Below are 25,001 nucleotides of genomic sequence, written 5' to 3'. Positions count from 1 at the left end.
ACGTTCGATGACGGCTTATTTAGCGATCTTCTTGTATTTGATGCGGTGTGGTTCCAACGCATCGGCACCTAGCGTACGTTTTTTGTACTCTTCGTACTCGGTAAAGTTACCTTCGAAGAATTCCACTTTACCTTCATCCTGATAATCCAGAATGTGCGTTGCGATACGGTCGAGGAACCAACGGTCATGCGAGATCACCATAGCACAGCCAGGGAATTCCAGCAGGGCGTTTTCCAGCGCGCGCAGGGTTTCGATATCTAGGTCGTTGGTCGGTTCATCGAGCAGCAACACGTTACCGCCTACCTGCAACAGCTTCGCCAGATGCAGACGGCCGCGTTCACCACCGGACAGCTCGCCAACGCGTTTGCCTTGATCAACCCCTTTGAAGTTGAAACGGCCAACGTAAGCGCGGCTTGGCATCTCGGTGTTGCCGATACGCATGATGTCCTGCCCGCCAGACACTTCTTCCCAGACGGTTTTGCTATTGTCCATCGAATCACGGAACTGGTCGACTGACGCCAGTTTCACCGTTTCACCCAGCTCAATCGAACCGCCATCCGGCTGTTCCTGACCGGACATCATGCGGAACAGGGTCGATTTACCGGCACCGTTCGGGCCGATAATGCCGACAATCGCGCCTTTCGGTACAGAGAAAGACAGCCCGTCGATGAGCTGACGTTCGCCGTAAGACTTGCTGAGGTTGGAGACTTCCACCACTTTATCGCCGAGGCGAGCACCTGGTGGAATAAACAGTTCGTTGGTTTCGTTACGTTTCTGGTATTCGGTGTTGTTCAGCTCTTCAAAGCGCGCCAGACGTGCCTTACCTTTGGACTGACGGCCTTTCGCGCCTTGGCGCACCCACTCCAGCTCTTTCTCAATGGATTTACGGCGCGCTGCTTCCTGAGAAGCTTCCTGTGCCAGACGCTGATCTTTCTGCTCCAGCCAGGAAGAGTAGTTGCCTTCCCACGGAATACCTTCGCCACGGTCCAGCTCCAGAATCCAGCCTGCGACGTTATCGAGGAAGTAACGGTCGTGGGTAATCGCCACCACGGTGCCCTCGAAATCGTGCAGGAAGCGTTCCAGCCAGGCGACAGATTCGGCATCCAGGTGGTTGGTTGGTTCGTCGAGCAGCAGCATGTCCGGCTTTTCCAGCAGCAGACGGCACAGCGCCACGCGGCGACGTTCCCCCCCGGACAGGGTGGCGATTTTTGCATCCCACTCCGGCAAGCGCAGCGCATCGGCGGCACGCTCTAGCTGGTTGTCCAGATTATGACCGTCGTGCGCCTGAATGACTTCTTCCAGTCGGCCTTGTTCGGCGGCCAATTTATCGAAATCTGCATCCGGCTCAGCATAGAGCGCATAGACTTCATCAAGACGCTTCAGCGCGGTCACGACTTCAGACACCGCTTCTTCCACGGATTCACGGACGGTGTGCTCCGTGTTTAACTGCGGTTCCTGCGGCAAATAGCCGATTTTGATTCCAGGTTGTGGGCGAGCTTCGCCCTCGATGTCCGTATCAATGCCAGCCATAATACGCAACAGCGTTGATTTACCGGCTCCGTTCAGACCCAGCACGCCGATCTTGGCACCGGGGAAAAAACTGAGGGAGATGTTTTTCAGAATGTGACGCTTCGGCGGTACGACCTTACCGACGCGATGCATGGTATAAACATATTGAGCCACGTTGCGACTTCGCCTCTCTCTTATCTCTATGATTTGTCACCATAAGCGGGTGACCATATGTAGCACTGTGTTACCTAATACTAAATCGCTGCTAAGGAAATACCCTGGCAGCGGATCAATTATTCTAAGCGCATTACTCTAAGTATGAAGTGTAGCGGTTTTCAGCCTGCGATCCCAGCTATCCGGCGATTTGCCATGGCCGATCTGAGACGTATGCCTGCGTGATGAATTTCAGAATCGGTTTGCGGATCGGCATATCGTTGTCTGGCATGATGTGCCACACTGGATCTGCCCGATAGGATAGGGGTATCGATACGATGAAGGATGCCGATAGCAAGTTCGATAACGGATGAGGTTAATGCAGGTGATAAAAGTGGGTCATTGGTGGTACGCCGTTTCGGCGATATGTCTGGCTGGGATTTCCGGCCATGCGCTGGCGGATTCTCTGGACGAACAGCGTCAGCGCTATCAGCAGGTTAAGCAAGCATGGGACAGCAACCAGATGGACACGGTCGCGCAACTGATGCCGACGCTGCGCAGTTACCCACTTTATCCTTATCTTGAATACCGCTCGCTCACGCAGGATCTGAACCAGGTCAGCGCGACGCAGGTAAAACAGTTTATTGCAACGCACCCGACGCTGCCGCCCGCCCGTAACTTGACTACCAGCTTTGTGAATGAACTGGCGCGTCGTCAGGATTGGAGCGGACTGCTGGCATTTAGCCCCCAGCCACCGAAGCCCGTCAGCGCACGCTGTAACTTTTATTACGCCCAGTGGGCAACCGGTCAGCGTCAGGGCGTGTGGGAAGCCACGCGTGATATCTGGCTGACAGGGCGCTCGCTCCCGACCGTGTGCGATAAACTTTTCTCCGTCTGGCAGCAGGCCGGCGGGCAGACGCCGTTGACGACGCTGGAACGTGCGCGTTTGGCGATGGATGAAGGCAGTGGCAGTCTGGTGAGTTACCTCATTAAGCAACTGCCTGACGATTATAAAACGATGGGCGATGCGCTGCTAAAACTCCAGAACGATCCGAATTCGCTGGAGAGCTTTGCTCGTACCGTTGGGCCAACGGATTTTACGCGTAAAGTCACGCTGTCAGCCTTTACGCGCACGGCGCGTCAGGATGCCGATAATGCCCGTTCGATGCTACCAGTCATTGCCCGTTTGCAGAAAATGAGTGCGGCAGAACGTCAGGAGATGGAAGAAGCGATTGCTTGGCGTTTGATGGGCAACGATGCCACGCCAGAGCAGGCGCAGTGGCGGGATGGCGTGGTGCGGCAGAGCACGTCGACCACCTTGCTGGAACGCCGCGTGCGTATGGCGCTGGGGGAAGGCGATCGTCAGGGGTTAACAAGCTGGATGGCACGTTTGCCGGCGGAGGCGTTGCAGAAAGACGAATGGCGCTACTGGCGCGCGATGGTGCTGTTGGATCAGGGCAAACGGCAGGAAGGCGAGACGTTATTACGCAGCCTGATGCAGGAACGCGGGTTCTACCCGATGGCGGCGGCCCAGAAATTGAATGAGCGCTACCCCATTACTATCATGGCGGCGGTGAAGCCGGATCTTTCTCTGTCTCAGCTACCGGAAATCACCCGCGTGCGCGAGTTGATGTTCTGGCAGATGGATAATCTGGCACGCAACGAATGGGGCGGGCTGGTGGCGAATCGCAGCAAACCGCAGCAGGAAGCACTGGCTCGCTATGCGTTTGAACAGCGCTGGGCGGATTTGAGCGTACAGGCGACGATTGTCGCGAAGCTGTGGGATCATCTGGAAGAGCGTTTCCCGCTGGCCTGGAACGATGAATTCCGCCGTGAAACGCAGGGGAAAGGTATTAGCCAGAGCTATGCGATGGCGATTGCTCGTCAAGAGAGCGCGTGGAACCCGAAAGCACGTTCCCCAGTTGGTGCATCGGGTCTGATGCAGTTGATGCCCGCGACGGCGCAGCATACGGCCAAAATGAGCAATATCACGTTCTATACGAACAGCAGCCAGTTGTTCGATCCCGAAACCAATATCCTGTTAGGGACGAACTATCTGGAGTACGTGTACCAGACATTTGGCCGTAACCGCATTCTGTCTTCCGCGGCTTATAATGCCGGGCCATCGCGTGTGAATACCTGGCTGAGAAACAGCGCCGGGCGCATCGATCCCGTTGCGTTTATCGAAAGTATTCCGTTTTCGGAAACACGGGGTTACGTGAAAAATGTGCTGGCGTATGACGTCTTCTATCGCTATTTCCTGAATCAGCCAGCCAGTGTGCTGACGGATGCGGAATGGCAGCGGCGTTATTGATAGGTGGCGTTGCGCTCGTTACCTGAAATTGTGTTATGCTGCCGTACTAGTTAAATAGTATGGCAGCCTGTTATGACTCCGTTATCGCTGATCGACCCAGCACTTTCTGAACAAGACAATGAGCACTGGTTACGCTTTGTCGCGCTATTGCAGCAGTCTATTGCGGAGGATCTTCAATTGCCGCTGCTCCAACTCCTGCTAACGCCGGATGAGCGTACAGCGTTGGGAACGCGGGTGCGAATTATCCAGGAGCTAATGCGGGGTGAAATGAGCCAGCGTGAGCTGAAAAGCGAGTTAGGTGCGGGCATTGCGACGATTACGCGCGGTTCAAACAGTCTGAAAGCCGCGCCCCCCGCGTTAAAAAGCTGGCTGGAAGCGCAGTTGCTGTCGGCAGATAAGCCGTTGAGTGGCGACGCGTAACGATTACTGTTTCGCTGTCTGAACGGGAATTTGATAGATCGGGTTATGAAATGGCACCAGTGCCAGCAGCAATGCCTGATGATACACGCTAGTGCGTGATAATTTGCCGTCGGTGAAGACGCCGATGGCACCACCTTTATGCTTAATATTCTGAACGCCCGTCAAACGCTCCATTTCATCACCTAATTCCCGTCCTTCACGAATGCCATGTAATATACTTTCTGGAAGAACCAGGCTTGCAGAACGTGATTCGCCACGCAGGTGGGCGTTTTCGATCACCATCCAGGCGAACGTCATGCTTTCTTCAATGCCGGCTTCGACACCGACCCAAAAATCGGCTTCTGGCCGCACTTGGCGCGCCATCATGACGCGGTTTCTTGCGCCTGTACGGGTTTCGAGAGAGCCGAGAGGCTGGCGCGGGACACCACTGTCGACGTCAACGCCTTCGATGCGACAGTTTTCTGCACCAAAGACATCGGTGAATGCCAGAGTAATAGCCTTAATCTTTGCCGGGTTGGTAGTTGCAGCAACAACGTGATACATAACAGTTTCGTACCTTTAGTTAATTTGACGCAGTATAACGGAAAATAACCATGTTACAGGTATATCTTGTTCGCCACGGCGAAACGGAATGGAATGTGGCTCGACGTATTCAAGGTCAATCTGACAGTGCGCTGACGCCAAGAGGTGAGCAACAGGCACAACAGGTTGCTGAACGAATCGGGACGTTAGGGATTACGCATATTTTTACCAGCGATCTCGGGAGAACGTGCCAAACGACAGAAATCATCGCTAAATCTTGTGGTGATTGCCAGATAATCCTGGAGCCTGGGTTACGTGAGTTGAACATGGGTGTCTTAGAAGCTCGCGATTTGGATTCGCTGACCGCTGAGGAAGAAAAGTGGCGTAAAGGGCTGGTGGATGGCACGCCCGATGGCCGCATCCCAGAAGGCGAATCGATGGTTGATGTGGCATTGCGCATGCACGGCGTTCTGGAACGTTGTCTGGCGTTGCCTGCGGGAAGTCGTCCTTTGCTGGTTAGCCACGGTATGGCGCTGGGGTGCTTGCTGAGTACGGTTCTGGGGTTACCCGCATCGGCTGAGCGGCGTCTGCGTCTGCGCAACTGCTCCCTGTCGCGCATTGATTATCAGCAAAGCCCGTGGCTGGCATCTGGCTGGGTAGTGGAAACGGCCGGAGATATTTCGCATTTGGATATTCCGGCACTGGATGAATTACAGCGCTGAGAGCGGCTCTGTGTGCTGGATGGGGATAAAATACTCGCAGCGAATAATCGCGGGTATTTCCCTATCTGAATCGCGATCAGGGTGAAAACGCTCGGCGTCGAACCCTTTGCGACGTGTGAGTTGGAAGGTCGGCAGACAGGTGTCATACAGTGTAATAATGAAGTCCTGTAGCTCGTCTTTCGGCCCTTCGAATACAAACATCGCGTAGTCTCCGCCCGGTAGCGTAATGGGTTCACCTGTGTGAACATCGTCAGGCAGATACTGTGGCTCCAGCGCGGTGGTGTAGAGCACTTCGTGCTCGTCGTCTTTCTCTTTACTCGGCTGTGAATGATGCAGCCCGTAAAGTACAGGAGGAACAGAGCAGGTCTCTCCTAAAAACTGGCGCCAGTAGTGGGCGCGAATTTCCGTACGGAAATTACAAATCTGCTCCAGACTGCAGTTATAGGTCTGCGTTAGACCAAGAAGCTGTGTTTCTGGAAGGACGACAAACTGTGGCTGCGGCAGGGTAAACTCACCGAGCCGGATCGGCGGACGAATGCCGAACGTGTTCCAGTTATCGGAACGACGATAAGACGCGGGCGTTTGGGCAAACTGCTTTTTGAACGCGCGGGTAAATGTCTGTTGTGAATCAAAACGGTATTGCAGGGCAATATCAAGGATAGGGCGACTGGTCAGACAGAGTGCAACCGCCGCTTTGGTCAATCTCCGCGCTCGGATATATGAACCAATGGCATGGCCCGTCACATCTTTGAACATTCTTTGCAGATGCCACTTGGAATAACCCGCTTTCGCCGCCACATTATCCAGTGATAGCGGCTGGTCGAGATGGCTTTCCAGCCAGTTAAGCAAGTCACGTATGATACCGGCTTGATCCATAATCTTCCTCATCAAACACATTGAGCGCGAGCGTATTGAGATCCCGCATCATAGCAATATTTTCACTTTGGTACTGCCGAAGATTTTTGAAAATGTTCCGCAGGTAATTTGGATAAGGAGGGAGATTATAGCGGTTTATTTTGCTCATCCCCTTTTTAATTGTGGTTATTAATCGTTTGTTATGAATTATCACAGGACCTGAAATATGAACATAAAGCGCATCATGGGAGCGGGTCTGCTATTGCTATCTACCGCTGGTGTTGTCAGTGCGGAAGAAGTTGGGTCTGTCGATACAGCCTTTAAACTGCTGGGTCCGGATCATAAGATCGTCGTGGAAGCGTTTGACGATCCGGAAGTATCCAATGTGACCTGCTACATTAGCCGAGCCAAAACAGGCGGAATCAAAGGCGGGTTAGGGTTGGCGGAAGACACGTCGGACGCTGCCATTTCCTGTCAGCAGGTTGGGCCGATTACGCTGTCCGATAAGATCAAAAACGGCGGCGATCGCGGATCTGTGGTGTTCCAGAAAAGAACATCGCTGGTTTTCAAGAAATTGCAGGTCGTTCGGTTTTACGATCAAAAGCGTAGCTCGTTGATCTATCTCGCTTACTCTGATCGCTTAGTCGATGGTTCGCCGAAGAATGCGTTAAGTGCGGTGCCAGTTATGCCGTGGGGAAAGAGTGATTAACGTGCGGTAAGAAGGGAAAACAGCCGGAACAGAAGCCTGTTCCGGCTGAGGGAATTAATTTTCCAGATCGCCGCAGAAGCGGTAGCCTTCGCCGTGGATTGTCGCGATGATTTCTGGCGTATCAGCCGTGGATTCAAAGTGCTTGCGGATACGACGGATGGTGACGTCAACGGTACGGTCGTGCGGCTTAAGCTCACGACCCGTCATTTTCTTCAGCAATTCCGCACGGGACTGAATCTTGCCCGGATTTTCGCAGAAGTGCAGCATGGCGCGGAATTCACTGCGCGGCAGCTTGTATTGTTCACCAGCCGGGCTAATCAGAGAACGGCTATTGATGTCCAGTTCCCAGCCGTTGAAACGATAGCTTTCCACCAGACGACGCTCTTCGGTGCCACTGCCCAGATTCATAGTTCGTGATAGCAGGTTACGTGCGCGGATCGTCAGTTCACGTGGGTTGAACGGTTTGGTGATGTAGTCATCCGCACCGATTTCCAGACCGAGGATCTTATCGACTTCATTGTCGCGGCCGGTGAGGAACATCAAGGCAACGGTGGCTTGCTCGCGCAGTTCACGTGCCAGCAACAGGCCGTTCTTTCCTGGCAGGTTGATGTCCATGATCACCAGATTGATGTCGTTCTCGGACAAAATGTGGTGCATTTCTGCGCCATCAGTGGCTTCGTGAACAACGTATCCTTCCGCCTCAAAAATGCTTTTGAGGGTATTACGAGTTACTAGCTCGTCTTCAACAATAAGAATGTGCGGCGTCTGCATGTTTGCTACCTAAAATTGCCAACTTAAATTATAGAAATCGGAAGTACAGAAGTCGCTGTCATACCCTGCTGGCCCGCTGGCTACAACGCCAGTTATTCCGGGTATTTCCCTGGAGCTTACCGAGGTAAACTACGCTCTCGCTCAACGTCAGACTCAAGTACGTAAATGCGTTACTGGTGTTCATTCTCTACCCGCTTAGAGGTACTGCTAGCGGGTGAGCGTGGCGCTAATTTAACTGCGCTCAAAGTGGCGCACAGTTTAACCTTATTAACAGCAACATAACAGTAAGCACAGATTTTGCCTGCTGATAAATCTACGGTTCTGTTGACATATATCAAATTTCATTTTAGCACGTTAACTATTTTGTGATAAACACTTATAGGATTGCCAGTTTACGTCACAATTTAGCACTTTTTATGAACGATTTGGCATAGCAAATGCCAATAATCATAATTGGCGCTACACCGTCGTTGGTAGTTTTATAACTTATTGAAGTAAGGTAATTTACCTTGTTTTTATTAGGGTTTTATCTTTCCGCCCATATTTTGAACTCACCGATGTTTCCTACCGAAGGCCGAATTGATGCCGGAAATGTTGTTGGTTTATTGTTAATTTTTTACCGTGATGCCCAACAAATTGCCGTTATCAACAAATTAACGTTATCAACAAATCGTGGTCATCAATAAATTGTTATCGATTGCAGGGCTGCGTTGTTTGGCGAGCAGATGAACTATTGCCAAAACGCATGTAACCCATACTGAGGAGTCTATGCAGTTTCATATTATTTTGGTTGAGCCCGCTCGGGCTGAAAATGTAGGGGCGGCTGCTCGTGCGATGAAAACGATGGGATTCAGCAGCTTGCGTATTGTCGGTAGCACGGCACATCAAGAGCCCGCCGCCCGCTGGGTGGCGCACGGTTCAGGAGATATTCTGGATAACGTACAGGTGTTTTCCACGCTGGCTGAAGCACTGGCAGATATCGATTTTACGGTCGCGACCACCGCGCGCAGCCGGGCGAAGTATCGTTATTACTGCACGCCAGCGGAACTGACTGGTGTATTGCAGGAGAAGGTTCAATGGATGGCCTCTGCGGCGCTGGTGTTTGGTCGTGAAGATGTTGGCCTGACGAATGAAGAACTCGAACTGGCGGATGTGCTGACTGGCGTGCCGATGAAAGCGGATTATCCCTCGCTGAATCTTGGTCAGGCGGTGATGGTGTTCTGTTACCAACTGGCTGAACTCATGCAGGTCAAACCGGAAGCGACACAGCCAGCGGTGGTGGGGCAACTGTCGGCGCTGCGCGATCGTATGGAGCGGCTACTGGTTAATCTGGCGGTTGAAGACGATGAAAAACTGCGGGACTGGTTGCATCAGCGGCTAGGGCGTTTAGAGCAACGTGATACGGCGATGCTCCATCGGTTGCTACACGACATTGAAAAAAGGTTGCCGAAATAAGATAGCAGAGATGGCTTTTTTGGTAGTCGAACATCTTGGGCTGCGTGTTTTGACAACGGTTTGTCCGGCTTATTCCTGTTTAGGCAGTGGGTTGCGCGGCAGGAATTTTTCGTTCGACGAGAAGAAAAAAAAGAAATCCGTTGACTTCAAAGGGCGATTGGCCTAACTAATAGGGCAGATAACTCTACTTCTAATGAGATTCGATTTTAGCATGCGCACTATCAGCCTAATCACCACGATTATTACCATCACCGATACAACCAGTAACGGTGCGGGCTGACGCATATAAAGATTCCAGAAAAAGCCCGCACCGAACAGTGCGGGCTTTTTTTTTATGGCAGGTTATCCCTCAACGCCGTCTGTAAGCGGCATACAAAAAACGCTTCCGGCGTTTGGTTGGCAGAAATTCAGGAGAACAGATAAAAATGCGAGTGTTGAAATTTGGCGGGACTTCAGTAGCGAATGCGGAGCGTTTTGCTCGCGTTGCCGACATTATCGAAAACAATGCGCGCCAGGGACAGGTGGCTACCGTATTGTCCGCGCCGGCGAAAATTACCAACCATCTGGTTGCCATGATTGAGAAAACCGTCGCCGGACAAGATATCCTGCCTCATTTAAACGACGCCGAAACGATCTTTTCTTCATTACTGCAAGGCCTTGCCGCGTCTCAACCCGGCTTTGACCATGCCCGCCTGAAGGCATTCGTGGATCAGGAATTTGCACAGCTGAAACACGTTCTGCACGGCATCGCGCTGCTGGGCCAATGCCCTGACAGCGTGAATGCTGCAATCATCTGCCGGGGAGAAAAACTGTCTATCGCCATCATGGAAGCGGTCTTTCAGGCGCGCGGCTATGGGGTCTCTGTTATCAATCCGGTCGAGAAACTGCTGGCGCAGGGACACTATCTTGAATCCACCGTGGATATCACTGAGTCAACTCGTCGCATCGCTGAAAGCGCTATCCCGAAAGATCATGTGATCCTGATGGCGGGCTTTACTGCCGGTAACGACAAAGGCGAACTAGTGGTGCTGGGCCGTAATGGTTCTGACTATTCCGCTGCGGTGCTGGCTGCGTGTTTGCGTGCCGACTGTTGTGAGATTTGGACTGATGTGGACGGTGTTTATACCTGCGATCCGCGTCAGGTGCCGGACGCTCGATTATTGAAATCGATGTCCTATCAGGAGGCGATGGAGCTGTCCTATTTCGGCGCCAAAGTCCTCCACCCTCGCACCATTGCTCCTATCGCCCAGTTCCAAATTCCCTGCCTCATCAAAAACACCGAAAATCCTCAGGCTCCCGGCACGCTCATCGGCATGGATAGCACGGATACCCAGTATCCAGTGAAAGGCATCACCAACCTGAACAACATGGCGATGGTTAACGTATCTGGCCCTGGCATGAAAGGCATGGTCGGCATGGCAGCGCGTGTGTTTGCTGCGATGTCGCGCGCGGGCATCTCTGTTGTTCTGATTACGCAGTCATCTTCCGAATACAGCATCAGCTTCTGCGTATCGCAAAACGAGCTGGCGCGCGCCAGAAAAACGCTGGAAGACGAATTCTATCTAGAACTGAAAGAAGGCGTGTTAGAGCCGCTGGATGTGATGGAGCGTCTGGCGATCATCTCTGTGGTGGGCGATGGCATGCGTACGCTGCGTGGTCTGTCTGCACGTCTGTTCTCGGCATTGGCGACAGCAAATATCAATATCGTGGCTATCGCGCAGGGCTCGTCTGAGCGCTCTATCTCCGTCGTGGTGAACAACGATGTCGCCACCACTGGCGTACGTGTTGCCCACCAGATGCTGTTTAACACCGATCAGGTGATCGACGTGTTTGTTATCGGGGTCGGCGGTGTGGGTGGCGCACTGTTGGATCAGATCCACCGTCAACAGCCGTGGCTGAAAGACAAGCATATCGACCTGCGCGTGTGTGGCATCGCCAACTCCAAAGCGATGCTGACCAATATTAACGGCATCTCGATGGACAACTGGCATGAAGAGCTGGGTAAAGCCCGCGAGCCGTTTAATCTGGGTCGTCTGATCCGTCTGGTTAAAGAATACCATCTGCTGAACCCAGTGATCGTTGACTGTACCTCGAATCAGGCCGTGGCCGATCAGTACGTGGATTTCCTGGCCGATGGTTTCCACGTGGTGACGCCAAACAAGAAAGCCAACACGGGGTCGATGAACTATTATCACCAACTGCGTAGCGCCGCGGCGAAATCCCGTCGTCGTTTCCTGTATGACACCAACGTCGGTGCAGGCCTGCCGGTGATTGAGAACCTGCAAAATCTGCTGAATGCGGGTGATGAGCTGATTCGCTTTACCGGAATTCTCTCTGGCTCGCTGTCCTTTATTTTCGGTAAACTCGATGAAGGCATGTCGCTGTCGGAAGCGACCACACAGGCGAAAGAAAAAGGCTATACCGAACCCGATCCGCGTGACGATCTGTCCGGTATGGACGTGGCGCGTAAGCTGCTGATTCTAGCGCGTGAAGCGGGTTATCAACTGGAGCTGGGCGATATTGAGGTGGAATCCGTTCTGCCTGCCAGCTTTGATGCATCCGGCGATGTCGCCAGCTTTATGCAACGCCTGCCGACGGCAGACGATGAGTTTGCCAGCCGTGTTGCACAAGCGCGCGATGAAGGTAAAGTGTTGCGCTATGTCGGCGTGATTGAAGAAGGCCGCTGTAAGGTCAAGATCAGTGCCGTTGGCGGCAACGATCCGCTGTTTAAAGTCAAAGATGGCGAGAATGCGTTGGCATTCTACAGCCGTTATTATCAGCCACTGCCGCTCGTGTTGCGCGGTTATGGCGCGGGTAACGATGTTACCGCTGCTGGTGTGTTCGCAGATCTGCTGCGCACCTTGTCATGGAAGTTGGGAGCATAATTATGGTTAAGGTGTATGCACCTGCATCAATCGGTAACGTCAGCGTCGGGTTTGATGTACTGGGTGCGGCCGTCTCGCCGGTAGACGGTTCACTGCTGGGGGATTGCGTCTCTGTTGAAGCCGCCGATCTGTTCAGCCTGCGTAATGAAGGGCGTTTTGTTAGCAAGCTGCCGGACAACCCGAAAGAAAACATTGTGTATCAATGTTGGGAACTGTTCTGTCAGGAAATTGGCAAAACCGTGCCAGTGGCGATGACGCTCGAAAAGAATATGCCGATTGGTTCAGGGCTCGGTTCCAGCGCCTGTTCTGTCGTCGCTGGGCTGATGGCGATGAACGAATTTTGCGGTAAGCCGCTGGATGATACCCGTCTGCTGACGCTGATGGGTGAGCTGGAAGGGCGCATTTCCGGCAGCGTTCACTACGATAACGTTGCCCCGTGTTTTCTCGGCGGTGTCCAACTGATGCTGGAAGAAAACGGCATCATCAGCCAGCCTGTGCCGTCATTCGATGACTGGCTGTGGGTCATGGCGTATCCGGGGATTAAAGTCTCCACTGCTGAAGCGCGCGCGATTCTGCCTGCGCAATATCGTCGTCAGGATTGCATCAGCCACGGCCGTTATCTGGCCGGCTTTATCCACGCTTGCCATACCGGACAGGCTGAGCTGGCGGCGAAACTGATGAAGGATGTCATCGCGGAACCTTATCGGACGAAACTGCTGCCCGGCTTTGCTGCCGCTCGCCAGGCTGCTGAAGATATCGGGGCGCTGGCCTGCGGTATTTCCGGCTCTGGCCCAACGTTATTCTCCGTCTGCAACGACATGGCGAGCGCACAGCGTCTGGCCGACTGGCTGCGGGATAACTATTTGCAGAACGATGAAGGTTTTGTTCATATTTGCCGTCTTGATACGACTGGCGCACGACAACTGGGATAACGCATGAAACTGTACAACCTTAAAGATCATAACGAGCAGGTCAGTTTTGCTCAGGCTATCAAGCAAGGACTGGGTAGCCAGCAAGGGCTATTCTTCCCGCTGGAACTGCCGGAATTCGAGCGCACTGAAATCGATGCGCTGTTGGATCTGGATTTTGTGACCCGCAGCAGCCGCATTCTGTCCGCCTATATCGGCGATGAAATTGCGACCGAAACGGTGTTTGAGCGTGTGAAAGCGGCCTTTGCATTCCCGGCTCCGGTTGCGCCAGTGGCGGAAGATATCGCTGCGCTGGAGCTGTTCCACGGCCCGACGCTGGCCTTTAAAGACTTCGGCGGCCGCTTTATGGCGCAAATGCTGACGGAAGTGTCTGGCGACGAGAAAATTACCATTCTGACGGCGACCTCTGGCGACACTGGTGCCGCTGTGGCGCACGCCTTTTACGGTCTGGAAAATGTCCGCGTTGTGATTTTGTATCCGCAGGGCAAGATCAGCCCGTTGCAGGAAAAACTGTTCTGTACGCTGGGTGGCAACATTCACACCATCGCTATCGACAGCGATTTCGATGCCTGTCAGGCGTTGGTGAAAAAGGCGTTTGATGATGAAGAACTGAAAAAAGCAATCGGCCTGAACTCAGCAAACTCCATCAACATCAGCCGTTTGTTGGCGCAAATTTGCTACTACTTTGAAGCCGTTGCACAACTGCCGCAGGAAGCCCGTAACCAACTGGTGGTTTCTGTACCGAGCGGTAACTTTGGCGATCTGACCGCTGGCCTGTTGGCGAAATCGCTGGGTCTGCCAATTAAGCGCTTCATCGCGGCGACTAACGCCAATGACACGGTGCCGCGCTTCCTGAGCAATGGTAACTGGGAACCGCATAAAACGGTGGCAACCTTATCCAACGCGATGGACGTCAGCCAGCCGAACAACTGGCCGCGCGTGGAAGAGCTGTTCCGTCGTAAGAACTGGCAGTTGAAAACGCTGGGCTTTGGCGCGGTGAGCGATGAGACGACGAAAGAAACCATGCATGAGCTGGATGCGTTAGGCTATCTCTCAGAGCCGCATGCTGCGATTGCTTACCGTCTGCTGCGCGATCAGTTGCAAGCGGGTGAATTCGGTCTGTTCCTGGGTACGGCGCACCCAGCGAAATTCAAGGAAAGCGTGGAAGACATTCTGGGCAAAGAACTGGATCTGCCGGAAGCGCTGGCTGAGCGTGCCGATCTGGATCTGCTGTCGCACAACTTCCCAGATGATTTCGCGAGGCTGCGTGAGTTCCTGATGTCGCTGCCGGAATAAGATTGCTGCAAGGATTTGCCTCTTAGTGACATGGTTTATGCGGACTAAGAGGTGGTTTCGTGCGCGATAATACCGTCATTTTCATGCTACTTTGTAGCACGCGCCCGACACGGGGCGGCTCACACGCCGCTCGCCCCGTGACCCCAGGCTTTCGGCGGGAAATTATGCCGCTGGCGCGGTGCCTTCGTCGGTATCAGGCTTAACGGACCGCTTGCGACACGTTCCCGACGTGGCGCAAGCTTTCGCCGCGTCCTGCGGCTCATCCGAAGCCTGCTATCTCCTCAGCATACTTTTTTACGCCGGATAACGGCAAAATCCGCGATACCTTCCTGTAATTGTGTATAAAGGCTATCCTGATAGGGAAGCTGGGAGGCGGTTGTCATTCGTCAAAGTACATTACTGTTCGTGGCGCTTGAATACCAGCTCGTTAGCCGAAGAGTCCGCCGCCTCGAAAAAGTAACCTTCCAGATTAAACGCTTTCAACTGTTCCGGCTGAGTCAGACGGTTTTGAATAATGAAACGACTCATCAGGCCGCGTGCTTTCTTGGCGTAGAAACTGATTACCTTAAATTTACCGTTTTTCTCATCCAGGAAGACGGGTTTGATCAGACGGGCATTAAGCTTTTTCGGTTTAACGGCTTTGAAATATTCGTCCGATGCTAAATTAACCAGCACATCGTCGCCTTGTTCGCGCAGCGCCTGATTCAGCTTTTCAGTAATGGTGTCGCCCCAGAAACTGTAGAGATCTTTACCGGCGTTATTTTCCAGCCTGGTGCCCATTTCCAGCCGATACGGCTGCATCAAATCCAGCGGGCGCAACACGCCATACAGGCCTGACAGCATACGCAGATGCTGTTGAGCGAAATCGAAGTCGTCATCGCTGAAATCTTCCGCGGCCAATCCGGTATAAACGTCACCCTTAAACGCCAGCAGCGCCTGACGCGCGTTCTCCGGTGTGAAATCCGGGTGCCAATCGCTAAAGCGGCCTGCGTTCAGGTCAGCCAGCTTATCACTGATGCTCATCAGAGAAGCGATCTGTGCCGGCGTCAGTTTTTTACACACATCAATCAACTGGCTGGAATAGTCCAGAAGTTCCGGCTGGGTATAACGCGTCGTTGCCAAAGGACTGGTGTAGTCGAGCGTTTTTGCAGGTGAAATAGTAATAAGCATGCGCCTGTCCTGTCGGTCTGATTTTTGATGCACCTACTATAGCAAGAACCTGATAAGAAAACGGCGATGGCTACAATAGCTTCATCTTTTAAGACGCTTCATTTTTTCGGCAGGATGATTTTAGTGTGGTAAGAGGCGGGGCTGTGTAGAGAGGATTAACAGCTGGCTTGCACGGGAAAGTGCGCGTGTTATTATCAGATTTCGGTGCAAAACAGACGGCCACCCGATTAGATAACCAGTCGATTCATATACGAGCTATTTTCATTCACGAGCACCACGTATAAACAACGAGACATGCCAACATGACGGATAAACTGACTTCCCTACGCCAACTGACCACGGTTGTAGCTGATACCGGCGATATTGCGGCAATGAAACTGTACCAACCGCAAGATGCGACCACTAACCCTTCACTGATTCTGAACGCTGCGCAAATTCCTGAATACCGCAAGCTGATCGACGAGGCAATTGCCTGGGCGCGTGAGCAGAGCAGCGATCGCAAACAGCAGGTCGTGGATGCCACGGATAAACTGGCGGTCAATATCGGTCTCGAAATTTTAAAATTGATCCCCGGCCGCATCTCCACAGAAGTGGATGCGCGCTTGTCTTATGACACCGAAGCCAGCGTGGCGAAGGCAAAACACCTGATCAAGCTGTACAACGACGCAGGCATCAGTAACGAGCGTATCCTGATTAAACTGGCTTCAACCTGGCAGGGCATCCGCGCGGCGGAGCAGCTGGAAAAAGAAGGCATCAACTGTAACCTGACGCTGCTGTTCTCCTTTGCACAGGCGCGCGCTTGTGCTGAAGCGGGCGTGTTCCTGATTTCTCCATTCGTTGGCCGTATTCTTGACTGGTACAAAGCCAATGGCGATAAGAAAGAATTCGCGCCGCATGAAGATCCGGGCGTGGTTTCCGTTAGCGAAATCTACGACTACTACAAAGAGCACGGCTATGAAACCGTTGTGATGGGCGCGAGCTTCCGTAACGTCGGTGAGATTCTGGAACTGGCCGGGTGTGACCGTCTGACGATTGCACCCGCCCTGCTGAAAGAGCTGTCAGAAAGCGAAGGCGAAGTGGTTCGCAAGCTGTCTTACGTTGGTGACGTGAAAGTTCGTCCGGCGAAAATGACAGAAGCTGAGTTCTACTGGCAGCACAACCAGGATCCAATGGCGATTGATAAACTGGCCGACGGGATCCGTAAATTTGCTATCGACCAGGAAAAACTGGAGAAAATGATCGCAGATTTACTGTAAGCATTTTGCGGATAAAAATAGCCGGAAATTCCGGCTATTTTTTTGTCTGCAATTGGTATCGCGGGGATACATTTATTTTGCCGTCGCGTTACGTGTTTTCTTCGCGATATAAAGATTATCATCGGCACGTTTCATGACCTCGCTGAGATCTTCCCCGGCGATATAGTATTCAACCAGCCCAATACTGACCGTCAGCCTGATAGCCCCAGCGGTTGTTTCACAAGGTGTGTCGCTCACGCGCTCTCTTGCTTTGTCCACGATGGTGTACGCATCGTCTAATCCGATATTCGGTAATACGATCGCGAATTCATCGCCGCCAATACGGCCAAAAATATCTTCGCGGCGAAATGATTTTTTGAAGGTGTCGCCAACAAACTTCAGCGCATCATCCCCGACGCTATGGCCAAAGCTATCATTCACCTGCTTAAAGTAGTCAATGTCGATCAGAATGACGCTAACGGGGCGCTTGGTCAGGTTAGCGATACTAAAGGCTTTATTTGCGGCCATAACGAACGCATCTCGCCGTAAATAACCGGTGAGATCGTCATACCGCGCGATGATGGGCAACTCCACCAAATATTTTTTCGTCAGCACTGAGAGCAGGCTGCCTAAAATAGCGAAAAGTAGCACGCTACCAACAATAATGAGGGTTGATGACAGGGAAAATAGCGTCTGGATAAATGATGGTGGTGGGCTTTCTGACGTCGTTCTTATCCAAATACCCAGTAATTCATCGGTTGGTGACAGAATAGGGAAAATAATTGTCAGCGTGTTTTTACCCGCATAGTCCCCGATAGAGGGCAGTTTATTTTGGCAGGTGCGAATAACGGCCATATCGTTGAAGTTGAGATCGGAAGAGGAAAGCTTGTTTATACATTCGCTACGTGAATCCCGAGTGTTAAAGGCAAATGTTCTGGTACGTGACAATAAATAAGTACCGGATTGCCGAATCATATCGCTTTCTGTTACTTCACCGCTGTTGGTGTAGGAACCGTAGGTTTTGATCGCGGTATCGAGATTTATCCGTTCTGTTTTCCAGGTCGACTTATTGGCTTCATGCATAATAATGATGGTGAAGATAAAGGAAATCGCACCGAACAGAAAAAACGCGTATGTCGGATGGGCAAAAAGTTTAAGTATTTTATACTTAAGGTCGGTCATGGCGACTTCCTTGATAGGGCTTTTTTATTTTTAGTGATACTAAAGAAGTGCTTTAATTTTATCATATTATTTGATTTAACGTGATGCTCTGTCGTGGTGGATATCATCCTTTTCTCTTTAATCTATCGGCGTATTTCACCCGCTCTTAACGGGTTAGCGATCTTTTTTATTTGTCTACTATTCTTAAATTTTAATTGCGCCGCGTTATTATTAATTTAAGTCATGTCCTGACTTTTTTTGAGACGCTATTTAATAATTATTATCAAATGTCATACCGCACTCAGCGTGAAATAACGAACATCGTGTGAATTTCCTCATGAGAGCGAATTGTTTGCTAAAAGCCGTCAATATCCTGATAAAATTGGTGTTTTGTTTAAACTGAGGTGCTTATGAACGTATTGCGTATTGGCTTAGTTTCCGTATCCGATCGTGCTTCCGGCGGGATTTATCAGGATAAAGGCATCCCAGAACTGGAATCCTGGCTCCGCAGCGCCCTGACTACGCCTTTTGAAGTGGAAACCCGGCTGGTGCCGGATGAACAGCCAATGATTGAACAAACGCTGTGTGAGCTGGTGGATGAGCGTGGCTGTCATCTAGTGCTGACAACCGGAGGAACGGGACCTGCACGTCGTGATGTCACGCCAGACGCTACGCTGGCCGTTGCCGATCGAGAAATGCCAGGGTTTGGCGAGCAAATGCGTCAGATCAGCCTGCGTTTCGTGCCTACTGCTATCCTCTCCCGCCAGGTAGGCGTGCTGCGTAAACAGGCGCTGATTCTTAATCTGCCGGGACAACCTAAGGCGATTAAGGAAACGCTAGAAGGCTTAAAAGAGGCAGATGGCAAGGTGGTTGTGGCCGGTATTTTTGCCAGCGTACCGTATTGTATCCAACTGCTGGAAGGCCCTTACATTGAAACTAATGCGGATGTAGTAGCAGCTTTTCGCCCTAAAAATGCGGTGCGCGAAATAAAAGACTGAAGTTAGCCGATTTGAAACATAAGATTCAGCTTTGCTGGTGTATAAAAATTTTGCCGCTATAGTAATTTCTACTTTACACACTGCGGTGACGTTCTCCTTTTCTCACTCTGGCAATGCACGGTAACTTATGACTCAGGATCAACACGCCCATCCTCGCCGGTTGAACCGGCAGGACTACAAAACGCTGTCTCTGGCTGCGCTGGGTGGCGCGTTAGAGTTTTACGATTTTATTATTTTCGTCTTCTTTGCTGCCGTGATTGGCGATCTCTTCTTCCCACCCGATATTCCTGAATGGCTACGGCAGGTTCAGACGTTCGGTATTTTCGCCGCAGGCTATCTGGCTCGCCCGCTTGGGGGCATCATCATGGCCCACTTTGGTGACAAGAGCGGACGCAAGAAAATGTTCAGCTTGAGCATATTGCTGATGGCGTTACCGACGCTGGCAATGGGCTTATTGCCGACCTATGAAGCCATTGGCATTGCGGCACCGCTTTTACTGCTGTTAATGCGCGTGCTGCAAGGTGCCGCAATCGGTGGGGAAGTCCCTGGGGCATGGGTCTTCGTTGCGGAACATGTGCCTCGCGCCCGTATTGGGTTTGCCTGCGGTACGCTGACTGCTGGGTTGACGATGGGGATTTTGCTAGGCTCGCTGATCGCAACGTTGCTGAATACCGTGCTGACGCCAGAGCAGATGTCCGGCGGCGGCTGGCGTCTGCCGTTCTTTATTGGCGGGGTATTCGGTCTTGTCGCCATGTATCTGCGCCGCTGGTTGCAGGAAACCCCCATTTTTATGGAGATGCGTGAGCAGAAAAAGTTGGCAGAAGAGCTACCGCTGAAATCTGTCGTCTTAAATCATAAACGTGCGGTTGTGGTTTCAATGCTGTTGACCTGGCTGCTGTCTGCGTGCATCGTCGTCGTGATTCTGATGGCTCCGACCTACCTGCAAAAAGTCCACGGCATTCCTGCTGCGCTGGCATTGCAGGCGAACTGTCTGGCAACGATTGCGCTGATGGTGGGTTGCGTCGGCGCGGGGCTATTGGTTGACCGCTTCGGTGCCAGCAAGCTGTTTATAGTGGGTAGCTTGTTGCTGGCCGTATGTAGCGGGTTCTTTTATAGCTCGGCAGCAAGCAGTACGACGCTGCTCTTTGTCAGCTATGCGATTGTCGGGCTCAGCGTGGGTGTGGTGGGCGGTGTGCCTTATGTCATGGTGCGAGCGTTTCCGGCTGCGGTGCGGTTCTCCGGGATTTCTTTTTCCTACAACGTTTCCTATGCCATTTTCGGTGGCCTGACGCCCGTCTTCGTGACGCTGATTATGAAGGCGACGCCGATGGCTCCTGCCTTCTATGTTCTTACGCTGGCTGCTGTGGGATTGCTGCTGGGTGTTTATTTGCAGCGCGATCTGGATGCTGACTCGCAGGTTTCGGCCGATAGCGAGGCGCGCGATCGTTCGCCCGTCGAAGTTTAAGCACGCTTTTCTCAAAAAATAGCGCGTCCTCAAAAACAAACGAGCCCTGTCAATCTGACAGGGCTCGTTTGCATGTTACGCCGGATCGCGTCGGTACAGGTATGGCGTCAGAACTTAGTGAGACGCGCCACGAGCACCAATTGGCAGTACGGTGCGACCAAACTTCTCGTTCAGCACTTCAGCCATGGCCAGATAAATCGCGCTCGCGCCACAGATGATACCTTCGTAACCCGCGAAGGTCAGCAGGGCGTGGTTGCCGGTAAAATTACCCACGGCCAGCAGCGCAAATAGCACGGTCAGGCTGCCGAAGACAAATTGCAGTGCGCGGTTGGTACCGAAGGTGCCGAAGAACATAAACAGTGTGAAGACGCCCCACAGGCCAAGGAACACGCCAAGGAACTGAGCGTCGCTGGCTTCCGCCAGGCCCATTTTTGGCAGCATAAGAATGGCAACCAGCGTCAGCCAGAATGCGCCATAAGACGTGAATGCGGTCACGCCAAACGTATTCCCTTTTTTATATTCCAGCAGGCCAGCCAGAATCTGGGCAATACCGCCGTAGAAAATACCCATGCTGAGAATGATGGAAGAAAGTGGGAAAAAGCCTGCGTTGTGCAGGTTCAACAGAATAGTGGTCATCCCGAAGCCCATCAGTCCTAATGGACCAGGATTTGCCAACGTGTTCGTGCTCATAAATCCTCTGCAATAACAGATTATTAATAGTCCCTTCGCGTCGGCGCTGCATTAAGGCTAGCGAGTGCGCCAATCACGTTGGGATAGGTGTCGTTTAGGTGTTATTGCCCGCTATTGTGTAGGGAAATGTCCCCATTTTTGCAGCGAGCGCGGCATCATATCGGGCGTTTGGAACGGACACAACATAGGGAAGGCAGAATAGTTTGATCGTACGAGGGGTAAAGGTCATTTTTTTTCATCTTCCCCCCTTGATGATAGAAATGTTGGCCCCATCTTATTTGCAACCGAAACAGTTTGACCTGCCGCAAAGGCGTGTGTCGGGCCGTTACATCGGTGGTTAGCATGAAAATGAAACGTGTGCTGCTGATGAAAAACGAGGGTGTGTTGTTAGAAAACGAGAAATCTTGTTGAAAAACGACATTTCGCCCGCACAGTAGGTTTAACCACCATACCGAATATGACTTTTTAGTGGAGATGTTTAGATGGGTAAGATTATTGGTATCGACCTGGGTACAACCAACTCTTGTGTCGCGATTATTGACGGTACTCAGGTAAAAGTACTGGAAAATAGCGAAGGCGATCGCACCACGCCTTCAATCATTGCTTATACGCAAGACGGTGAAACTCTGGTTGGCCAACCGGCTAAACGTCAGGCAGTGACCAACCCGAAAAATACACTGTTTGCTATCAAGCGTCTGATTGGCCGTCGTTTTAAAGACGAAGAAGTTCAGCGCGATGCCAACATCATGCCGTACAAAATCATCGCGGCAGATAATGGCGATGCTTGGCTGGAAGTGAAAGATCAGAAAATGGCTCCGCCGCAGATTTCAGCTGAAGTGCTGAAAAAAATGAAGAAAACGGCGGAAGACTATCTGGGTGAGACCATCACCGAAGCGGTTATCACCGTGCCCGCTTACTTCAACGATGCGCAGCGTCAGGCAACGAAAGATGCCGGCCGTATCGCGGGTCTGGAAGTCAAACGTATCATCAACGAACCAACAGCGGCTGCGTTGGCCTACGGTCTGGATAAAGAAGTTGGCAACCGTACTATCGCGGTTTACGACTTGGGCGGCGGGACGTTCGATATTTCCATTATCGAAATCGACGAAGTTGATGGCGAGAAAACCTTTGAAGTGCTGGCAACCAACGGTGACACCCACCTGGGTGGTGAAGACTTCGATAGCCGCATGATCAACTATCTGGTTGATGAATTTAAGAAAGAGCAAGGTTTCGACCTGCGCAACGACCCGCTGGCCATGCAGCGTCTGAAAGAAGCCGCAGAAAAAGCCAAGATCGAGCTGTCTTCGGCACAGCAGACTGACGTTAACCTGCCGTACATCACGGCGGATGCTACCGGTCCTAAGCACCTGAACATCAAAGTGACGCGTGCAAAACTGGAATCACTGGTCGAAGAGCTGGTGAACCGTTCTCTGGAGCCGCTGAAAGTGGCATTGCAGGATGCTGGCCTGTCCGTTTCTGAAATTCAGGACGTGATTCTGGTTGGTGGTCAGACGCGTATGCCTCTGGTGCAGAAGAAAGTCGCTGACTTCTTCGGTAAAGAGCCACGTAAAGACGTGAACCCGGACGAAGCGGTTGCTATCGGTGCTGCGGTTCAGGGCGGTGTCTTGTCGGGTGACGTGAAAGACGTTCTGCTGCTGGACGTAAGCCCGCTGTCTCTGGGTATCGAAACCATGGGCGGCGTGATGACGGCGCTGATCGCTAAAAACACCACGATCCCGACGAAACACAGCCAAGTGTTCTCAACGGCGGAAGACAACCAGTCTGCGGTAACGATCCATGTTCTGCAGGGTGAGCGTAAGCGTGCGCATGACAACAAATCTCTGGGTCAGTTTAACCTGGATGGTATTCAGCCTGCGCCGCGCGGTATGCCGCAAATCGAAGTGACCTTTGACATCGATGCCGACGGTATCCTGCACGTTTCCGCGAAGGACAAAAACAGCGGCCGCGAGCAGAAAATCACCATCAAGGCATCTTCTGGTCTGAACGAAGAAGAAATCCAGAAAATGGTACGTGATGCAGAAGCGAATGCGGAATCTGACCGTAAGTTTGAAGAGCTGGTTCAGGCGCGTAACCAGGGCGATCACCTGCTGCACAGCACGCGTAAGCAACTGGAAGAAGTGGGCGACAAACTGGCCGCTGATGATAAAACTGCGATTGACGATGCTCTGAAAACGCTGGAAAGCGCGCTGAAAGGCGAAGACAAAGCAGAAATCGAAGCGAAAATTCAGGCGTTGGTTCAGGTTTCTGGCAAGCTGCTGGAAGCGTCTCAGCCACAGCCAGGTGCTGAAGGTGCCGCTGATGATGCCTCTGCTCGTCGCGACGACGATGTCGTTGATGCTGAGTTTGAAGAAGTTAAAGATAAAAAGTAATCGCCCTTGAGCGGGCGCAGTAGCTGTCACAAAGCTATTGCTGGCAATCAGCACGGGCGTCGAGGAAACTCTGCGCCCGTGCATGCATGTTGAGGGGCAGGAAAATAAATGGCGAAGCAAGATTATTACGAGAGCCTGGGCGTTGCTAAAAACGCGGATGAGCGCGAAATAAAGAAAGCGTATAAGCGTCTGGCGATGAAGTACCACCCAGATCGTAATCAGGGTGATAGCGAGGCAGAAGCCAAGTTCAAAGAGATCAAAGAAGCCTACGAGATCCTTACCGACTCGCAAAAACGCGCAGCCTACGATCAGTATGGCCATGCGGCGTTTGAGCAAGGTGGTATGGGCGGAGGCGGCGGTGGCTTTGGCGGAGGCGGTGCCGATTTTGGTGATATTTTTGGCGACGTGTTCGGTGATATTTTTGGCGGCGGTCGCCGTCAGCGCGCGAGCCGTGGATCCGATTTACGCTACAACATGGAGTTGACGCTAGAAGAAGCGGTACGTGGCGTCACCAAAGAGATCCGTATTCCCGCACTCGAAGAGTGTGATGTGTGCCACGGTAATGGTGCGAAGCCGGGTAGCTCCCCGATCACCTGCCCGACCTGTCATGGGAACGGTCAGGTTCAGATGCGTCAGGGCTTCTTTACCGTGCAGCAAGCGTGTCCGCACTGTCATGGTCGCGGTAAGATCATTAAAGATCCGTGCGTCAAATGTCACGGCCATGGTCGCGTAGAGAAGAGCAAAACGCTGTCGGTGAAAATTCCGGCGGGCGTGGACACGGGCGACCGTATCCGTTTGTCTGGTGAAGGCGAAGCGGGTGAGCACGGTGCACCGTCAGGTGATTTGTACGTTCAGGTGCAGGTTAAAGCGCATCCGATCTTCCAACGTGAAGAAAACAATCTGTACTGTGAAGTGCCGATCAATTTTGCGATGGCAGCATTAGGTGGCGAGATTGAAGTTCCGACGCTGGATGGTCGCGTGAAGTTGAAAGTGCCTGCGGAAACGCAAACCGGGAAACTGTTCCGTATGCGTGGCAAGGGCGTGAAATCGGTACGTGGCGGTGCGCAGGGCGATCTGTTGTGCCGTGTGGTTGTCGAAACGCCGGTTAGCCTGAACGAGCGTCAAAGACAACTGCTGCAAGAACTCGATGAGAGCTTTGGTGGCCCGTCTGGCGAGAAAAATAGCCCACGCTCGAAAAATTTTTTCGATGGCGTGAAGAAATTTTTCGATGATTTAACCCGTTAATGGTTTGTCGTTAATGCGTGATAAGAAACCGGTGGGGTAAACCTGCCGGTTTTTTTATGACGGACATCCCTGCGCGTCACCTTGTGGCCGTTACTGTGCAATGTTGA

The 25,001-nt window shown here is 52.2% G+C and carries 22 protein-coding genes and 1 other annotated feature; of the genes, 15 read left to right on the top strand and 7 right to left on the bottom strand.

Annotated elements, in window-relative coordinates:
- Positions 1–15: 15 nt before the first annotated feature.
- Positions 16–1,683 carry an energy-dependent translational throttle protein EttA gene (ettA, locus tag DMB82_RS17510; RefSeq protein ID WP_102118497.1) on the bottom strand — a complete coding sequence of 556 codons (1,668 nt, stop codon included), beginning with the start codon at positions 1,681–1,683 and terminating at the stop codon, positions 16–18.
- Positions 1,684–2,041: 358 nt separating this feature from the next.
- Between ettA and sltY the strand changes: the two genes are divergently transcribed.
- Together sltY and trpR are read left to right on the top strand one after the other, a co-directional pair.
- Positions 2,042–3,976 (top strand): murein transglycosylase, encoded by a 1,935-nt coding sequence (gene sltY / locus DMB82_RS17505; protein WP_102118496.1) that lies wholly within the window; start codon positions 2,042–2,044, stop codon positions 3,974–3,976.
- 72 nt (positions 3,977–4,048) lie between these two features.
- A complete protein-coding gene (gene trpR / locus DMB82_RS17500) occupies positions 4,049–4,396 on the top strand; it encodes a trp operon repressor (RefSeq protein WP_102118495.1) in 348 nt (115 codons plus the stop codon).
- Positions 4,397–4,399: 3 nt separating this feature from the next.
- On the opposite strand, the gene yjjX is transcribed toward trpR, so the two are convergent.
- Positions 4,400–4,939: an inosine/xanthosine triphosphatase gene (yjjX, locus tag DMB82_RS17495; RefSeq protein ID WP_005973177.1), complete on the bottom strand. Its 540-nt coding sequence runs from the start codon at positions 4,937–4,939 to the stop codon at positions 4,400–4,402.
- Between the two features lie 50 nt (positions 4,940–4,989).
- Between yjjX and gpmB the strand changes: the two genes are divergently transcribed.
- Positions 4,990–5,640, top strand: coding sequence for a 2,3-diphosphoglycerate-dependent phosphoglycerate mutase GpmB (gene gpmB / locus DMB82_RS17490; RefSeq protein ID WP_102118494.1), 651 nt, complete (start codon positions 4,990–4,992; stop codon positions 5,638–5,640).
- Here the strand turns inward: gpmB and robA are convergent.
- Entirely contained in the window at positions 5,629–6,516 is an 888-nt protein-coding gene (gene robA, locus DMB82_RS17485; RefSeq protein WP_102118493.1) for an MDR efflux pump AcrAB transcriptional activator RobA, read from the bottom strand. The two genes, gpmB and robA, sit on opposite strands and share 12 nt — an antisense overlap.
- A gap of 223 nt (positions 6,517–6,739) precedes the next feature.
- Here robA and creA point away from each other — a divergent pair, with 223 nt between their 5' ends.
- Positions 6,740–7,204, top strand: coding sequence for a protein CreA (creA, locus tag DMB82_RS17480; RefSeq protein WP_420892632.1), 465 nt, complete (start codon positions 6,740–6,742; stop codon positions 7,202–7,204).
- A gap of 54 nt (positions 7,205–7,258) precedes the next feature.
- On the opposite strand, the gene arcA is transcribed toward creA, so the two are convergent.
- Positions 7,259–7,975, bottom strand: a complete 717-nt coding sequence (gene arcA / locus DMB82_RS17475; protein WP_010300511.1) for a two-component system response regulator ArcA — start codon at positions 7,973–7,975, stop codon at positions 7,259–7,261.
- A gap of 509 nt (positions 7,976–8,484) precedes the next feature.
- Between arcA and DMB82_RS17470 the strand changes: the two genes are divergently transcribed.
- The 6 genes from DMB82_RS17470 (at position 8,485) to thrC (ending at position 14,540) form a co-directional block, all read left to right on the top strand.
- The gene (locus DMB82_RS17470; protein WP_167469164.1) at positions 8,485–8,661 is read left to right on the top strand and encodes a hypothetical protein; all 177 of its coding nucleotides are present in this window, start codon (positions 8,485–8,487) and stop codon (positions 8,659–8,661) included.
- A gap of 82 nt (positions 8,662–8,743) precedes the next feature.
- A complete protein-coding gene (locus DMB82_RS17465; RefSeq protein WP_116163768.1) occupies positions 8,744–9,430 on the top strand; it encodes a tRNA/rRNA methyltransferase in 687 nt (228 codons plus the stop codon).
- A 193-nt stretch (positions 9,431–9,623) separates the two neighbouring features.
- On the top strand, positions 9,624–9,710 hold the full coding sequence (gene thrL, locus DMB82_RS20830) for a thr operon leader peptide (protein WP_071531141.1): 87 nt from the start codon (positions 9,624–9,626) through the stop codon (positions 9,708–9,710).
- Positions 9,649–9,764: a sequence feature (Thr leader region), on the top strand. It overlaps the preceding gene by 62 nt.
- 91 nt (positions 9,765–9,855) lie before the next feature.
- A complete protein-coding gene (gene thrA / locus DMB82_RS17460) occupies positions 9,856–12,315 on the top strand; it encodes a bifunctional aspartate kinase/homoserine dehydrogenase I (protein ID WP_103971102.1) in 2,460 nt (819 codons plus the stop codon).
- Between the two features lie 2 nt (positions 12,316–12,317).
- Positions 12,318–13,247, top strand: a complete 930-nt coding sequence (gene thrB, locus DMB82_RS17455) for a homoserine kinase (protein ID WP_010681781.1) — start codon at positions 12,318–12,320, stop codon at positions 13,245–13,247.
- Positions 13,248–13,250: 3 nt separating this feature from the next.
- Positions 13,251–14,540, top strand: coding sequence for a threonine synthase (gene thrC / locus DMB82_RS17450; RefSeq protein WP_116155389.1), 1,290 nt, complete (start codon positions 13,251–13,253; stop codon positions 14,538–14,540).
- 396 nt (positions 14,541–14,936) lie between these two features.
- Here the strand turns inward: thrC and yaaA are convergent, their stop codons facing one another.
- Positions 14,937–15,710 (bottom strand): peroxide stress protein YaaA, encoded by a 774-nt coding sequence (gene yaaA / locus DMB82_RS17445; protein ID WP_116155390.1) that lies wholly within the window; start codon positions 15,708–15,710, stop codon positions 14,937–14,939.
- A gap of 302 nt (positions 15,711–16,012) precedes the next feature.
- Between yaaA and tal the strand changes: the two genes are divergently transcribed.
- Positions 16,013–16,966 carry a transaldolase gene (gene tal, locus DMB82_RS17440; RefSeq protein WP_010300491.1) on the top strand — a complete coding sequence of 318 codons (954 nt, stop codon included), beginning with the start codon at positions 16,013–16,015 and terminating at the stop codon, positions 16,964–16,966.
- A gap of 72 nt (positions 16,967–17,038) precedes the next feature.
- On the opposite strand, the gene DMB82_RS17435 is transcribed toward tal, so the two are convergent.
- Positions 17,039–18,127: a GGDEF domain-containing protein gene (locus DMB82_RS17435; RefSeq protein WP_102118488.1), complete on the bottom strand. Its 1,089-nt coding sequence runs from the start codon at positions 18,125–18,127 to the stop codon at positions 17,039–17,041.
- A gap of 389 nt (positions 18,128–18,516) precedes the next feature.
- On the opposite strand from DMB82_RS17435, the gene mog reads away from it, so the two are divergent.
- Positions 18,517–19,104 (top strand): molybdopterin adenylyltransferase, encoded by a 588-nt coding sequence (gene mog / locus DMB82_RS17430; protein WP_102118487.1) that lies wholly within the window; start codon positions 18,517–18,519, stop codon positions 19,102–19,104.
- A gap of 127 nt (positions 19,105–19,231) precedes the next feature.
- Positions 19,232–20,569, top strand: coding sequence for an MFS transporter (locus tag DMB82_RS17425; protein WP_102118486.1), 1,338 nt, complete (start codon positions 19,232–19,234; stop codon positions 20,567–20,569).
- A 114-nt stretch (positions 20,570–20,683) separates the two neighbouring features.
- On the opposite strand, the gene satP is transcribed toward DMB82_RS17425, so the two are convergent.
- The gene (satP, locus tag DMB82_RS17420) at positions 20,684–21,259 is read right to left on the bottom strand and encodes an acetate uptake transporter (protein ID WP_039487144.1); all 576 of its coding nucleotides are present in this window, start codon (positions 21,257–21,259) and stop codon (positions 20,684–20,686) included.
- 482 nt (positions 21,260–21,741) lie between these two features.
- On the opposite strand from satP, the gene dnaK reads away from it, so the two are divergent.
- Both dnaK and dnaJ read left to right on the top strand, forming a co-directional pair.
- On the top strand, positions 21,742–23,649 hold the full coding sequence (gene dnaK, locus DMB82_RS17415) for a molecular chaperone DnaK (protein WP_102118485.1): 1,908 nt from the start codon (positions 21,742–21,744) through the stop codon (positions 23,647–23,649).
- Positions 23,650–23,757: 108 nt separating this feature from the next.
- Positions 23,758–24,894 carry a molecular chaperone DnaJ gene (dnaJ, locus tag DMB82_RS17410; protein ID WP_102118484.1) on the top strand — a complete coding sequence of 379 codons (1,137 nt, stop codon included), beginning with the start codon at positions 23,758–23,760 and terminating at the stop codon, positions 24,892–24,894.
- Positions 24,895–25,001 lie beyond the last annotated feature (107 nt).

This window comes from Pectobacterium aquaticum, assembly GCF_003382565.3.
Taxonomy (GTDB): Bacteria; Pseudomonadota; Gammaproteobacteria; order Enterobacterales; family Enterobacteriaceae; genus Pectobacterium; species Pectobacterium aquaticum.
The sequence above is the reverse complement of the archived record's forward strand: the minus strand, read 5'-3'. Positions and strand labels throughout refer to the sequence as shown.